The following is a 14,112-nucleotide window of genomic DNA, read 5'->3' as shown; positions in this document are numbered from 1 at the left end:
TGTACTGTAGTTTGTTCATTATGAATTACTGTAAAGATGAATAATAAAAAAAGAAAATATTTGTAACTCAACACACTTTATATATTAAAGTATATTTTTTTGCTTTCAAAATATAATATAATATACTTATTGGATTTTGTCTATCCTTAAATAAAGAACTATTTTAACCAAATACAAGGAATGCTCCAATCCACCTAATGGATTGAAGCATTCCTTGTATTTGGATACGCTAGGAAAAAAATTCAGATTACGTATTTCAATATAATATGAAGAACAACAACATCGTTAGTATGATTGGCGTACGAATGTGTACCATTTGTAGAAAAACTAATTGAATCATATTGATTTAGGCTATATGATTCATCGTTAACTTTAATTGTAATGGCTCCAGACATGACAGTTGCAAGTTCCGTTGTATTATGATGATGTTTTTCCGGATGGTAGGAGCTATTCGGCTGTAAATAAGCACGGTACATTTCCATATTATTATTTACATTTTGAAAAATTGGTTCGATTTCCCAGTTATTTTCTTCTCCAACAATACGTAGTCCTTCCCCAGCTCGAAACAGATTTACATTACTTTCAGTTGAGAATAGAGCCATGAGTGGTATAGATAAACTTTTTGAAATTTTCCATAACACCCCTATTGTGGGGTTGGTTTCTCCCCGTTCTATATTTCCCAGCGTTAACTTACTTACACCTGATAATTCTGATAGTTCTTCAAGATTTAAATTTTTTTCTTTACGAAGTTTTCTTAGTATTCCTCCAACTTGTAAAACAACTTGTTTTGGATCATCAGTTTCTAAATGCATTTTAGCCACCCTTTGCAAAATCATAAGAAAACATAAATTGAAACAATCATTAATGTTTTAAATATTATAATGGATAAAATAATATTAAACAACCAATTTGTATAATATAATATACAATTAATTTAATTATATGTAGTAAAATATATTTATCCTCTAGGTATTTTCTTTCTATTCTACTGTATGGGTACTGTTAAGATATCGAAATCCTCAACAATAGAACCTAATCCAATGTCTCAAAGACTCTTGATAAATGACTTTTTAATTGGTAATGTGGAAAAAAGTACATAAAATAATCTTTATTCGTGCAAATAGAACCAATTGGACTTAAGATTCGTTGCTATCTTTGTTCAATTGTTATGATAGGAGACTCCTTATAAGGAGTCTTTTTTATTAATACTGATAAAATTATACAAGTAAACAAGAATTTATTTTTGTTCATTTTATTGTTTTATCATTTACACTAAGGGACGAAAAATATAAGAAAAGCCTTCAAAAATAATTGAGGGAATTTCTTACATATGTATAAAAAGCTGCTTACTCAGAAAAAAGAACCCTTAGCTGAACCTTACTGTCGCAAGGTTTCTTTTTGTGTTGTGTTCCAAAAAAATCCATTACGTTAACTAATTTTGTATAGGTTATACCTCTAGAGAATACACATGAAATATAACGTTGTAGGAGGAATGTAATGAAAAGACAAGGAAGATTAAGCTTAAGTATTGGATGGATTACCTTATTCTTAATGGGAACTGATTTATTTGTTGTATCCCCATTATTACCATTTATTTCTCAAGAATATAAAATTAGTTCAGCGACGGCTGGATGGATGGTAACTGTCTTTGCAATTACGTATGCTTTTTCAGCTCCATTCTTTGGGTGGCTCTCAGACAAAAAAGGCAGAAGATCTTTGATTACATTGGGGTTATTACTGTTTGCTGCTTCCAATATTCTAACGGCCTGTGCCCCATCCTTTTTTTGGTTGATTGTTAGCCGTATTTTAGCTGGGTTTTCAGTAGCATCCATTACCCCTTTAATATACGCTATCATTGGAGATATCGCACCACCTAGTCGAAGGGGAACATGGCTTTCAATCGTTGTTTCTGGTCATTTAACAGCCCTTTGGGCTGGAACACCACTCGGTACATTATTGGAACACTTTCTAGGTTGGCGTTCTGTATTTATTGTAATGGCCACACTAGGAGTTATATTGATGTTTGTAAATTTTAAAGCATGGAAGTCTGTTCCTAGTAATGAATTAACAACAAATTTATTAAAAGGAAATCTAATGAGAATACTTGGTTCCGTAAGTGTTACTGCCATTTGGGCCATTTCAATGTACACCCTGTATGTTTATTTAGGTGCAGCTCTACACTTTAATAATGGATTTTCATCGGCAGAAATTGCACTAGCTGTTGCCTTTTATGGTATTGGTGCGGTTTTAGGAAGCCTTTCAAGTGGACAATTAACTGATAAGTTTGGGGAAAGAAAAATATCTATCAATACATTGATTGTATTGATTCTAATACTCCTTTGCCTAGGCGTATTTTTCTCATCCGGTGATTGGTTGTATTTCTTTATGTTTATATGGGCTTTAGTTGGATATGCAGGATTCACATCTTATCAAGCTCGATTAGCTGTTGAATATCCTTTAGAACGGGGAATTGTAATGGCATGGAACAATACGGCTCTATATATTGGTATTACCCTCGGGTCAATGCTTGGCGGTTACGTGATATCAAATTGGGGATATCCTACTCTTCCATATGCTTGTAGTATTGCTGCCGTTTTAAGTTTTATAATTAGCATCCAAAAAAGACAAGAGTTAAAGGGAAAATCAACTTTTATTAGCAGATAAGAGACCTTATAAGGAGGTCTTTTTGTTTTATTATTAAATACTGTAACTAGAATTTCATATCCTATACATAGTCTAAGTATATGACATAACGCATAAAAAAGTTTATTACTTTTTATACGTACAATAACGTCTAGTTTAGAGGATAAATAGACGTTTTGTCATTAGTTTTCCTATCGTATAAAAGGGTGTAACTTTTAGGACTGTTTATAATGGACAGACCTCACCATAGGCGAACCATGCATAGTTAGATTCAATAACAATTCGTTCTTAGAATTGCAAAAGTCTTTTTATATTTTTTCTCGTTAAAAAAACAAAAATCCTGAAGACTAGTTAAGTCGACTAAAGGCGGAATATTTTGCTTTTAAGCAGAAAAGAATTTTTTATAAAGCTCTTGTGCTAGAGCGCACTCTAGGTATTATACTGAGAAACATCTTAAGAATAGAAAGGGTTGATCAGTAATGTTAAATGTTGAAGAGAAGGTAGTTATTTTAACTGGAGCTTCAAGTGGAATCGGTGAAGCAACTGCTAAAGTACTTGCTAATAAAGGAGCTAAAGTTGTACTATCTGCAAGACGTGAGGACCAATTACGAAAAATCAAGTCAGAAATTGAAAATCAGGGTGGTACAGTCGAATATAAAGTAACAGACGTTACTTCTCAACAACAGTTAGAAGAGCTTGCAAGTTTTACCCTAGATAACTTTGGTCAAATTGATGTCCTAATTAACAATGCTGGTTTCATGCCACTTTCTTATTTACATGAAAAAAGAGTGACAGAATGGGAACAAATGATTGATGTAAATATTAAAGGTGTCCTTTATGGGATTGCTGCGGTTCTCCCCTATATGAGAAGAAAAAAACAAGGGCATATTATTAATGTTTCTTCTGTTGCAGGACACATAGCTTTTCCGTCAAGTGCTGTCTATTCGGGTACGAAATTTGCTGTAAGGGCTATTACTGAAGGGCTGCGACAAGAAGAAGTAGAAAATAATGTTCGTACAACAATTATTTCACCTGGGGCAGTGGATACAGAATTGGTCAATTGCATTTCTAATCAAGAAATTAAAAAAGGTATTGAAGAACAAATTATGGAATTTGGACTTCCTGCAGAGGCTATCGCTAATTCGATTTTATATGCAATTTCTCAACCAGATAATATAGCTGTCAATGAAATAATTGTAAGACCAACTAAACAAGAACTATAATAAAAAAAGATATTGATATTTGTGGCTCACTTTTTTTGTAAGTGGGCCTTTAATTGCAAGAAATTTAATAGTTAATTAACTCAATACTGATTTAAAAACTTGAACAAGCCAACCAGTTTAAACCGATCGTACCTTTCAGATAATGATGGAATAAATAATAAAGAGACAGGAGGTATTAACTATGAGCTACACGATTAGTCAAGTATCAGACCAAACAGGCTTATCAATTCATACTTTGCGTTATTATGAAAAAGAAGGTATTACTCCGATTATTAAGCGAAATGAAAGTGGCAGACGTATTTATGAAACTAAAGATATTGAATGGCTTAAATATATTTGCTGTTTTCGGGCTACGGGTATGACTATTGCTGATCTAAAGGAATTTGTGACCCTCGTAATGCAGGGGAATGAAACAATTGATCAACGCATATCAATGCTTAAAAAACAAAATGAATATATACAGTCAAAAATAAATCAATTGACGTCTTATCAAGCAATGATTGACCATAAAATTAATTGGTATAGTAATGAAATAGGCAATAGTAAAGTTTGTCCTAGAGAAGGAAGTATTGAGAATCGACTGAATTCAGAGTGGAAATATTGATTAAAATGAGAGTTTTTCTACTTTTATTCTTCTGAAGAAATTGTTACTTCGTTATAAATATTGATATTACGACATTCTTCTAATTATCTCTTCTCACTCTATTTAAATAGCAATTCGCTGTTCGAATCACAAGGGTCTTTTTATATTTTTTTCGTTAGAAAAACATTAGCCTCAAGGCTAAAAAATCACCCTGAAGGTGGTTAATCTCTTTAACAAAAAAAGAAAGCTACCCCATCGTTGCAGGACGGATAGCTTTTAGGGAATTTGTAAGCTTCAATTCATAAAAAAGGCTGAAAAATTCTACAACAAATTTATAAATAAGGCAATATAGGACAACCTTGAGCATATGTATAAAACATGCTCTTTTTATACATTTTTTTCTCGTTCGTCTCCTACTAAAGCGTTGGTATGTCAAAGATGTATAAAAAGCTGCATATCCCATAAAAGTCATCCTACTCCGAACCCTTGTCCTGCATGGGTTCATTTTTTTGCTTGGTTCCTTGAAGAGACATTATGTTAATTGCGTTATTTTACCATCAATTTTAATTAGTATTTCATATGGCACAATATACATTTTTTTTAAATTCATTTGTAAAGTTTATAATTAAATAACTATTCATACGTCAAGGTAAATAGGGTTTTTAAATTTTATAATAAAAAAGAAAGGATGGTGAAAACATGCCAAATATTTCTTTTTCTTCTATCGGAGATACGCCATTTCAACAATTATTAGGATATAATCCATCTATTATGGAGGCATGGAACGATTTAGGAACTAAATTAGAAGGTGAGGGGAGTCTTACCTTTAACTTGAAAGAACAAGTTAGAAGAACTTTGGCACAACAGAATGGTTGTGAATATTGCAAAGCTAAGGGAAAACCTGAACATGAGCTTTTTGATGAGAAAACTGCCATTGCTGTAGGCTTTGCAGAAGTATTTTTAAAACAAAAGGGACAGATAGAAAATTCTATTTTCAAAGTACTGAAGGAAACATTTAATGAGCGTGAAATTAGTGAGTTATGTGCTTTTATTTGTTTTACTACAGCCTCACAATACTTTGGTTCTATGTTATCTTTGGAAGCTGAGAATAAGATTAGATAAATGAAAAAAAACAAAGGTTCATTAACATGGAAAGATTATTTCTACGAAATTATTAAAGCCTTACTTATTTATAAATAAGGACTGTAATTCTTGATGTGTTTAGGTTCATAGATAATATTTTTATTAAAAAGATTATAGGTTCAGGATTTCAACCAAAATACATATTAAGCAATACAGTAAGAGAAACTGTAAAAGCCTTAAATTTAAAAAGTAATAGATAAGTAAAAAGTACAAATATTAAAGACCTTATTGATATCAATAAGGTCTTTGTAGTTCCTATAACGGTAATTACGTTAACTAGGGTTTATATTCTTTGCATGTGATATACACTTTTTACTGTGTAATAATTCCCTTAGGATATTAGCCTAGGACCCGTACCATTTCTGCTTGCATACCTCTTTGGCCATTCACTACTACAAAAGTAACCTTTTGCCCTTCTTTTAAGCTTTTAATAACAACCCCTTCAGTCCCTTTAGTCCGTTCAATAGCTGTAAAATGGACAAAAAGATCAGGTCCATTTTCTGGTGTAATAAAGCCAAATCCTTTCTCATCATTGAACCACTTAACTGTTCCAACTTGTCTTTCTGCCATATAAATCTTCCTCCTAAGGTATCAGTATTTTTTGTTTCGATAATGGTGATTATGTTAACTGAATTTGTATATTATATACATGCTTTATTGGTGAATATTCTTATTACCTTTTCCTTTTAAAGCTTCCACTACAGATATGATTATTAGGGAGATAAGTGATGAGATAAAAGCAGTAAAACTAATTGCTCCTACTCCCATACCAGTCCATCCTCCGATAAAAAACATTATGGAAACTAACTTTGTATATCGTATACAGCGTAAAAACGAAAAAAACTACCCTATGGATGTAAGGTAGTTTTTTCTGTTTTATCAAAAGGGTTAGTAAAGGATACCTTGGAGTATCTTGAGTAGTTTGCTCAAATTATTAGGTATTATTCATATAAACAATTACTACTTAGGTTTTATGACTATCGATGAAGTTCCTTATTTAAATAAAAAACGTCTGCAACATACATACAAATCATCTAGCATATATTTTCAAAGAAACTTTAACAAAGAATATTATAGGAGGTGTCTGTTATGAAGTGGTTTACAAGAATTATCCAGGGACTATTAGTTATGGACTTTTTATTATCTGGAATTATGAAATTAACAGGTAATAATACGGTGGTACAGGAATTTACAAAGGTCTACAATTTTTCACTAGGATTTATGTATACTATTGGTATTCTTGAAGTCTTGGGTGCACTTGGATTATTTATTGGTTATTGGAAGCCAAAACTTGCAGTAGCTGCTTCTGGAGGATTAGGGCTAATCATGATAGGTGCAATATTCACTCTTTTTAATGCAGGACAAGGATTAATGGCTCTAATGCCTTTAGTAGTTCTTATTTTAAGTATTATTGTATTTATAAGAAATCAAGCAATTTTAAAACAGAAATCAATAATTAAAGAAGGATAAGTAATTATACAAATAGATATTTAAACATTCTTGGTTTTCAAACTCACATACATCAAAAGCTCTTAGAATTATTAATTCTAAGGGCTTTTGGTTCTTATAATAGGTTTTATGGTGCGACAAGAAGTCGCTTTTATATAGTGTGGCTCACGCCACTGGTTTAGACGCAAAAACTATCCCCGTCCAAAACTGCGGGCCTGGTAACGGGCTCGTGGGTTGCATGCGGAAATGCGGAAACAGAGAGTCAGTGCACGACTCGGAACACTGCTAGGGGAAGATGAGTATGGTGAACATTAGTGAAGGTTTGTAAGCTTCGTAAGTGTTAGCTCAGGATAGTGCACAGCTTTGCTTGGGTATTGGCAAGAGGAAAAGCAGATTCATAAAGCTGCTGTGACGCGTCCCGTATCTTGCCCGGAGTAAAGAACCCACCTAACCTCGTCGTATCTATAAGATGCGGAACTTGGTAAGCCCTTTGTCATCTGTGTAAACAGTAGGATGACTGCAAAGTCAAACAATGTGGCAGAGGGTAAAGGATACGAGAGAAAGCAAATGCCATTACCTCGAAAGAGAACAGGAAAGCAGGAAACTGTATAACTGGATGGATACTATCGTCCTTACGGACAAGCCCATGATAGGCCCGAAAGGGAGCTGACTTCTCGTTGGTCTCTCGTAGGAACATAAGGTTGTGGCTATCTTCTGACGAAAGAAACGTACTGTTATGTATACCTCCATTTGGAGCGTCGGCGTACGTTTTACTTACCGATATGGTGTGTGATGAGGATACGACAGCAAATGGACCTGCAATGGGAGGCTTGAGCCGTATGAGTTGAAAGGCTCACGTACGGTTCTCAGGGGAGTTAGGGGCAGTGATGCCCCTCGCTTACCCGACTTAACTAGAAAAAAATATATAATATATACTTTAACACCGGCATATATAAGGGTGTTAAGTAAACATACAGTGCATTTGCTCATAGTATTAATTTTTTCACAATAAATAAAGAATCTACCTCGAAGTTTCAGTGAGGTAGATTTTCACAGAATAAAATATTATTTCTAACAACAGAAAAACGTAAGCATTCTCTTTACTGTGTAGAATTTTACGGCATCCTTTTGTATTCATGATTATACAGGGAGATTAGCTCTAGATCGACTCTTAGAAAATTGTCATAGGCGTAGTACTAACATACATTTCTAGATTTATTTTATTTGAGCTCCTGACTGATTGGAGCCAACATATTTACCTTCTCTTTTATCATAATAGGTACGGAAAGAAATTTCGATTTCTTCAAGTGTACGGCCTTTAGTTTCAGGCAAGAATTTCGCCATTAAGAATATAGATACACACCCTATCACTGCAAAGATAAAAAACGTTACTGACAAGCCCATTTTATCCAACATGACAGGGAATAATAACCCTATAATAAAGTTCGTCATCCAAAGAAAAAACACACTGATCCCCATACCGAATCCTCTTAGGCGTAATGGAAAGATTTCTGATAGTGAAACCCATAATACCGGTCCAATCGCTCCTTGCATAAAGGCAAGAAATGTGACTGTTAGTGCTAGCATTACATATGGAAGTACAGTAGATGTTCCAACTACAAACGAAAGTATTCCAATGAGTAGCAAAGTCACAGTTGTACCTGTTAAGCCTGTTAACATCATAGGTCGACGTCCGACCTTACCAAGAAGCCAAATTCCGACGATAGTGGCTAATACTGAAATGACACCGTTTGCAATATTTCCAATTAGTGCTGCGGATGTTGCAAAGCCTGCCTGTCGGAGAATTTCCGTTCCATAGTACATAATCGAATTAACACCAGTAGCCTGAGTAACAAAGGCAATAGCGATTCCAATAAATACAATTCGACGCATCCATGGTACGGCAAGATCCTTAAAGGATGCCTCGTTTAATTCAACCTCCCTCGATAAAGCGTTTTCAATTTCTTGAAGTTCAATCTGTGCTTGTTCCTCTGTACGTATCTTGCGGAGAACACGTAACGCCTCTTTATTTTTCCCTTTTTTTACGAGCCAACGAGGACTTTCTGGTACTTTCATCATACCAAAGAATAAAACTATAGCTGGAATAGCTGCGATTGATAACATGTAGCGCCAAACCCCAATGTGACCAACTAGATTACCAAGGATAGCATTGAAGACAAAGGCCAAGAATTGTCCACCTACTATCATTAACTCATTACGAGTAACCATCCGCCCCCTTCTATCAGAGGGCGACATTTCAGCTAGAAATGTTGGAACGGTTACGGATGCTCCACCTACAGCTATACCTAGTAAAAATCGAGAGATGATCATCATAGTTATATTCGGTGAAAGGGTACAACCTATAGTAGAGATAAAGAATAAAACGGCAAGGAAAAAGATACTTTTACGTCGTCCTATACCATCCGATAGACGACCACCAAACACAGCGCCTATCGCAGCACCCAGAAGAAGAACACTGGTGATGAGACCTTCTGTAAATGAATTTAGATTAAAATCGTCTGACATATAAGGCAAAGCCCCATTGATAACTCCTGTATCATAACCAAAAAGAAGGCCGCCAAATGTCGATATTAAAACAATCGTACTCAGAAATGAAAGGTGATTTTGATTAACCTGTTTATTCATTTTTATACCCCTCTACGTTTATTAATCTTTAATAAGGGAAAACGAGTAAAATCTTTTTCAATAAGACGTAACATATCTTTTTTCATCAAAATCTTTAGGCAAAGCTTCCTTTAATACATGGGTTGACTTTCTCAAGGCAGTGAGTGTATTCATTGTCAAATCTTCCATTTCTAGACTTACCGATCCATCATAACCAACCATGCTGAGAACTGAGAAGAATTCCTTCCACCAGCCCACTTCATGACCATGACCTAGTGCAACGTAATTCCATGAACGCGTGGAAAATTCATCAATGTTTTTTGTATCCAGCACTCCCTGGGATTCAACGATGCCTCTTTCAATACGTGTATCTTTGGCATGAACATGATATATAGCTGATCCTAAAGTTCTTAAAGTTACAATAGGATCCCCTCCCATCCAAATGAGATGACTAGGGTCAAAGTTCAGTCCAATCATGTCTCCTACATGGTTTCGTAATTTGGTTCTGGTGCGAAAACCATTTGATAGAGACATAGAACCTACATAGTCTGTTCCATTCCAGATTATGATGAAATTCCAAACAACTTATGTATGAATTCAACTTCATTTTGGGCAGACTTCACCTGTCGGTGAAGTTGTCCTTTTTTCACCATATGCATCACTTCAATGCCACTCAATATAGAAGTAGCCGTTTCATATGACTTAAATCCCAACATAGAACGCACACGTTTCTTAATGAAACGGTGATCTTGTTCCACGATATTATTGAGATATCGAACTTGCCTTATTTGTATGCCTTGAGGCATATGTTTCTCTTCTTTTAACTCTTGAATCGCCACAGGATAGGCTGGGTTTTTGTCCACTGTTATAACACGCGGTTTACAAATATGAGAAGCAGCCAAGGCTTTCTTGAAAAAGCGCTTGGCTGCTTGTTTGTCTCTTGATTTACTTAGATAAAAATCAATGGTATTCCCTTCTGAATCGACCGCACGATATAAATACATCCATTGCCCTTTTACCTTGATATACGTTTCATCAACTCTCCAGGAGTCATTTGTTATCTTAAGGTGATGTCGTACTCTTTCATCTAATTCAGGTCCATATTGATGAACCCAACGCATAATGGTCGTGTGAGCGATAGATAAGCCTCGCTCCTCCATCATTTCCACCAAATCACGAAAACTTAGGTTGTACCGTAGGTACCATCTCACCGTTAGTAAAATAATATCAGGCTGATAATGCTTCCATTTGAACAAACCTTCTTTTTCCATACCGATCACACACCCTTTTTAGACTGATAGTATCAGTATGTCCAAGATTTAGAGATTCATTGCAATTATCTTGAAGTTTTTGCACCAGAACCGTAAATTGTATATCTCAAGTTTAAAAATACACCTTTGCAATAATTATAATCTCTCAGTCTGTGCTAGTTGCAAAGGTGGCGCTCATTCATTTGTAAAATTCACTAATATAAAACTTGAATTTTTGAGGAGAGAGAGAATGGGAACATTATTTAATCAAACATCTCGAAAAGATTATTTTGATAATGATGCTGTTAAATTTCTTGATACAGTAAAAACTCTTGCAAGAGATCATGGTTTGACAGTTGAAGAGACTTGCCGTATTTTGGAACTATCTATGAAAATGGATGATTATAATCGCAAAGATGAGCAATTAGCAGGATTGGGACGATTAATAAAAGATTTAATTGATGAAATTTCTATGGTAAGAGAAAAGTTATAACATGATAAATTAGAAAAAATACCTAGAGAGTAAGATGTTTTTCTAATTAAAGATGGTTAAAACACAGTTAAACTAAAAAAAGAGAGGGTTTTTAACCTTCTCTTTTTCTATATCATCTATGTTTAGATACTCTTCTTCATCCCTCATTCTCGACATTCACGTAAGAATACGCCACCCTTTACCGAACTTTTGAAGTAAGATGAATTGCAGTTGTTGCCTCTACCACTGACCTTATTAAATGGACTAAACTAATAAGAGGTTATTATGGTTAATATGTATATATTATAAAGGAACATAAGTTTGTTACAAATGGAGGTTGTAGCCTATAGCAGGAGGCGTAGTAAAGTCTTCAGACCGAACGTTAATTTGATTTAGGAGGTGAGGGGTAGGAATTTTCTAATTTTGTAATAATGGGTATTAAGCAATCAGGCCAGTTTATGGAGGACCGGAAACATTACCTTTGGTAAAATAAGAACATCAAGAAAATTGGAGGGTTCGTATATGACAGTTGAAGGTAAGGAAGATATTGAAGGGCTTAAGGAAATCGGCAAGATCATTGCTTTAACAATAAGTGAAATGAAAAACCAGACACGTGCTGGAATGACGACCAAAGAATTGGATGAAATCGGGGGACGTTTTTTAAGAAGATATGGCGCAACTTCTGCACCAAAGATAACTTATAATTTCCCTGGGAACACATGTATTAGTATTAACCATGAAGTTGCCCACGGTATACCGGGGAATCGGAAGATTAAAGAAGGTGACCTAATAAATATTGATGTCTCCGCGGAGTTAAATGGTTACTTTGCCGATTCAGGTCATTCCTTTCAGATGCCTTTATATAACCCTTCTATAACGCGTCTCTGTCAATACACACACGCTACCATGATGAGAGTTATTTCTTCACTTAAACATGGGGTGAGATTGAATTAAATTGGAAGAATTATTCAAAATGAAGCCCAAAAAGGTGGTTACAAGGTAATTACAAATCTGTGCAGTCATGGAATTGGAAGATCTTTGCATGAGACACCTGAAAATATTTTACCTATTTATGACAAGCATGATAAACGGGTGTTGAAAGAAGGTATGGTTATTACCGTTGAGCCTTTTTTATCAACTGGAGCAGAGTATACAGTTGGAAGTCCGGACGGTTGGACTTTATGTGTCCTCGATAATAGTCTTTGTGCACAACATGAGCACACAATAATTATTACAAGGGATCAACCGATAATTACAACGATAGCTTAGATATTGTTTTCAGATGTTAAGCCCATAGGTATTGAAGGCAGTTCATCAAACGGGCGCGTTTATTGAGCGAAAATTAAAAGGTAGATACATATTAGTCATGTGCAATATGTATCTACCTTTATTTTCTATGGCTTTCTTCGATTTAGATCTTGATAAAAATTTATCCGAAAATTCAGCATAGTCGTAAACTTTATCAAGATCAATTTCTTGCTCCTTTGTTTCTTCCATGTTAATCACTATTTGTGAATTAATCCCATATTCTTTTAAAAGCCGATAACAAATATCACAAATAAAATGATTTAACCATGTAGTATGTGAAAGCGATGGTCATAATCTAATCTTATTAAAAGGAATGTAATCAAATGTTAATGAAAGAGAACCTACTTAATAGGTTCTCTTTTATCTTTTGGACATTAACCTGCTTTTGTTGCAATTACTAGTACACGTCCTTGATCTAATTCCCTTTCATATTGCTGAGCTTCTACATCTGATAACCCTAAAGAATGGATTTTAGAACGTAATTCATCTCCACGGGATCGGAAAACATTGGCCATTAAATCAAATGCTCCTTGTTCTGAAACGCCGATATCGTTCGTCTCTAATGCTTCCGTTAAGTCTTTAGAACGATTTTTATCATGAGCTAATAAATATACTTCGTCTCTTGTGTATCCTCGATTTAGAAATTGTTCAATTACTTCTTTTGCTTGAACTCCGTTTTCTACTACTCTTACATTTTTCATAAAACAACCTCCTTTTATAGTTAAATAATATGTACCCATTTCTAAGAAATAAAAATCATTTTTATACTCAATAATAAATTTTAAAGATCTTGCTGCAAGTTCTTCCATTCTATGTTTCAGGTCATCTATTAAGTTAATTCCTTCTCCTTAAAATCTAAAGCTGTAGGAATTAAAACTCAGGATTACGTTTTGGAAGATGATGTACGGGAATGAAATGAAATAAGACAGCTATTAAATAAAGGAGGAATTGTTATGAATATAACAGAAGTAATGACCTCAAATGTTGAGAGCTGTAACCTTAAAAGTTCTTGTGGTGAGGTAGCTACTATGATGAAGAATCTAGATGTAGGGATTATTCCAATTTGTGAAGACGATAAGCTAATAGGATTGATAACGGATCGTGATTTAGTTGTCAATGGATTAGCCAATAACTTTAATGCCAATACACACATATCTGAAATGATCACTACGGATGTCATTTCTGGTACAAAACACATGTCTGTAGATCAAGCCGCAGAAATCATGTCTCAGTACCAAATACGCAGGCTTCCCATTGTAGAAGATGGGAAACTCATTGGAATGGTTTCCTTGGGTGATTTAGCAGTAAGTAATGATTCAAATCAAAAAGCAGGAAAAGCCCTTGAGGACATCTCAGTTCCTGCTGAGCCTAATAAATAAAAGTCAGGAGACTTTATATAAGTAGTTTCTTTCCGAA

The 14,112-nt window shown here is 34.6% G+C and carries 14 protein-coding genes and 1 pseudogene; 8 read left to right on the top strand and 7 right to left on the bottom strand.

Annotation, left to right across the window (positions count from 1 at the left end; translation table 11 throughout):
* Positions 1–242: 242 nt before the first annotated feature.
* Positions 243–812, bottom strand: coding sequence for an XRE family transcriptional regulator (locus Q5794_RS27910; RefSeq protein ID WP_214989359.1), 570 nt, complete (start codon positions 810–812; stop codon positions 243–245).
* Positions 813–1,497: 685 nt separating this feature from the next.
* On the opposite strand from Q5794_RS27910, the gene Q5794_RS27905 reads away from it, so the two are divergent.
* The 4 genes from Q5794_RS27905 to Q5794_RS27890 all read left to right on the top strand — a co-directional run bounded on the left by Q5794_RS27905 (position 1,498) and on the right by Q5794_RS27890 (position 5,571).
* Positions 1,498–2,664 (top strand): MFS transporter, encoded by a 1,167-nt coding sequence (locus tag Q5794_RS27905; RefSeq protein ID WP_214989358.1) that lies wholly within the window; start codon positions 1,498–1,500, stop codon positions 2,662–2,664.
* 458 nt (positions 2,665–3,122) lie between these two features.
* Positions 3,123–3,866: an SDR family oxidoreductase gene (locus Q5794_RS27900; protein WP_214989357.1), complete on the top strand. Its 744-nt coding sequence runs from the start codon at positions 3,123–3,125 to the stop codon at positions 3,864–3,866.
* 181 nt (positions 3,867–4,047) lie between these two features.
* Positions 4,048–4,470, top strand: a complete 423-nt coding sequence (locus Q5794_RS27895; RefSeq protein ID WP_214989356.1) for a MerR family transcriptional regulator — start codon at positions 4,048–4,050, stop codon at positions 4,468–4,470.
* A gap of 678 nt (positions 4,471–5,148) precedes the next feature.
* Positions 5,149–5,571, top strand: coding sequence for a carboxymuconolactone decarboxylase family protein (locus Q5794_RS27890; protein WP_374989277.1), 423 nt, complete (start codon positions 5,149–5,151; stop codon positions 5,569–5,571).
* Positions 5,572–5,931: 360 nt separating this feature from the next.
* On the opposite strand, the gene Q5794_RS27885 is transcribed toward Q5794_RS27890, so the two are convergent.
* Both Q5794_RS27885 and Q5794_RS27880 read right to left on the bottom strand, forming a co-directional pair.
* Positions 5,932–6,162: a cold-shock protein gene (locus Q5794_RS27885; protein ID WP_074897728.1), complete on the bottom strand. Its 231-nt coding sequence runs from the start codon at positions 6,160–6,162 to the stop codon at positions 5,932–5,934.
* 84 nt (positions 6,163–6,246) lie between these two features.
* Positions 6,247–6,360, bottom strand: coding sequence for a hypothetical protein (locus tag Q5794_RS27880; protein WP_013059980.1), 114 nt, complete (start codon positions 6,358–6,360; stop codon positions 6,247–6,249).
* A gap of 321 nt (positions 6,361–6,681) precedes the next feature.
* Here Q5794_RS27880 and Q5794_RS27875 point away from each other — a divergent pair, with 321 nt between their 5' ends.
* Positions 6,682–7,062, top strand: a complete 381-nt coding sequence (locus Q5794_RS27875) for a DoxX family protein (RefSeq protein WP_374989276.1) — start codon at positions 6,682–6,684, stop codon at positions 7,060–7,062.
* A gap of 1,194 nt (positions 7,063–8,256) precedes the next feature.
* Here the strand turns inward: Q5794_RS27875 and Q5794_RS27870 are convergent.
* The 3 genes from Q5794_RS27870 to Q5794_RS27860 all read right to left on the bottom strand — a co-directional run bounded on the left by Q5794_RS27870 (position 8,257) and on the right by Q5794_RS27860 (position 10,937).
* A complete protein-coding gene (locus tag Q5794_RS27870) occupies positions 8,257–9,687 on the bottom strand; it encodes a sugar porter family MFS transporter (protein ID WP_374989275.1) in 1,431 nt (476 codons plus the stop codon).
* 57 nt (positions 9,688–9,744) lie between these two features.
* Positions 9,745–10,143, bottom strand: a complete 399-nt coding sequence (locus Q5794_RS27865) for a sugar phosphate isomerase/epimerase family protein (protein WP_374989274.1) — start codon at positions 10,141–10,143, stop codon at positions 9,745–9,747.
* 86 nt (positions 10,144–10,229) lie between these two features.
* Positions 10,230–10,937 carry an IS6 family transposase gene (locus Q5794_RS27860; RefSeq protein WP_374989273.1) on the bottom strand — a complete coding sequence of 236 codons (708 nt, stop codon included), beginning with the start codon at positions 10,935–10,937 and terminating at the stop codon, positions 10,230–10,232.
* Positions 10,938–11,166: 229 nt separating this feature from the next.
* Here Q5794_RS27860 and Q5794_RS27855 point away from each other — a divergent pair, with 229 nt between their 5' ends.
* Together Q5794_RS27855 and map are read left to right on the top strand one after the other, a co-directional pair.
* Positions 11,167–11,409, top strand: coding sequence for a hypothetical protein (locus Q5794_RS27855; protein ID WP_182527981.1), 243 nt, complete (start codon positions 11,167–11,169; stop codon positions 11,407–11,409).
* 501 nt (positions 11,410–11,910) lie between these two features.
* A pseudogene (gene map / locus Q5794_RS27850) lies at positions 11,911–12,657 on the top strand (type I methionyl aminopeptidase).
* A gap of 413 nt (positions 12,658–13,070) precedes the next feature.
* On the opposite strand, the gene Q5794_RS27845 reads toward map, so the two are convergent.
* Positions 13,071–13,397, bottom strand: a complete 327-nt coding sequence (locus Q5794_RS27845; protein ID WP_164798500.1) for a general stress protein — start codon at positions 13,395–13,397, stop codon at positions 13,071–13,073.
* Positions 13,398–13,649: 252 nt separating this feature from the next.
* Here Q5794_RS27845 and Q5794_RS27840 point away from each other — a divergent pair, with 252 nt between their 5' ends.
* Entirely contained in the window at positions 13,650–14,075 is a 426-nt protein-coding gene (locus Q5794_RS27840) for a CBS domain-containing protein (RefSeq protein WP_214988886.1), read from the top strand.
* The last annotated feature ends 37 nt before the right edge of the window (positions 14,076–14,112 follow it).

Origin of the sequence: Priestia megaterium, assembly GCF_041941685.1 — a bacterium.
GTDB lineage: Bacteria > Bacillota > Bacilli > Bacillales > Bacillaceae_H > Priestia > Priestia megaterium_C.
Note: the sequence above shows the minus strand (reverse complement) of the source record. Positions and strands in the feature narration are given on the sequence as shown.

Bases quoted from the DNA above. Each gene is read 5' to 3' on its own strand.
- Q5794_RS27910 (WP_214989359.1), bottom strand. From the start codon at position 812: ATGCATTTAGAAACTGATGATCCAAAACAAGTTGTTTTACAAGTTGGA.
- Q5794_RS27905 (WP_214989358.1), top strand. From the start codon at position 1,498: ATGAAAAGACAAGGAAGATTAAGCTTAAGTATTGGATGGATTACCTTA.
- Q5794_RS27900 (WP_214989357.1), top strand. From the start codon at position 3,123: ATGTTAAATGTTGAAGAGAAGGTAGTTATTTTAACTGGAGCTTCAAGT.
- Q5794_RS27895 (WP_214989356.1), top strand. From the start codon at position 4,048: ATGAGCTACACGATTAGTCAAGTATCAGACCAAACAGGCTTATCAATT.
- Q5794_RS27890 (WP_374989277.1), top strand. From the start codon at position 5,149: ATGCCAAATATTTCTTTTTCTTCTATCGGAGATACGCCATTTCAACAA.
- Q5794_RS27885 (WP_074897728.1), bottom strand. From the start codon at position 6,162: ATGGCAGAAAGACAAGTTGGAACAGTTAAGTGGTTCAATGATGAGAAA.
- Q5794_RS27880 (WP_013059980.1), bottom strand. From the start codon at position 6,360: ATGGGAGTAGGAGCAATTAGTTTTACTGCTTTTATCTCATCACTTATC.
- Q5794_RS27875 (WP_374989276.1), top strand. From the start codon at position 6,682: ATGAAGTGGTTTACAAGAATTATCCAGGGACTATTAGTTATGGACTTT.
- Q5794_RS27870 (WP_374989275.1), bottom strand. From the start codon at position 9,687: ATGAATAAACAGGTTAATCAAAATCACCTTTCATTTCTGAGTACGATT.
- Q5794_RS27865 (WP_374989274.1), bottom strand. From the start codon at position 10,143: ATGATTGGACTGAACTTTGACCCTAGTCATCTCATTTGGATGGGAGGG.
- Q5794_RS27860 (WP_374989273.1), bottom strand. From the start codon at position 10,937: ATGGAAAAAGAAGGTTTGTTCAAATGGAAGCATTATCAGCCTGATATT.
- Q5794_RS27855 (WP_182527981.1), top strand. From the start codon at position 11,167: ATGGGAACATTATTTAATCAAACATCTCGAAAAGATTATTTTGATAAT.
- Q5794_RS27845 (WP_164798500.1), bottom strand. From the start codon at position 13,397: ATGAAAAATGTAAGAGTAGTAGAAAACGGAGTTCAAGCAAAAGAAGTA.
- Q5794_RS27840 (WP_214988886.1), top strand. From the start codon at position 13,650: ATGAATATAACAGAAGTAATGACCTCAAATGTTGAGAGCTGTAACCTT.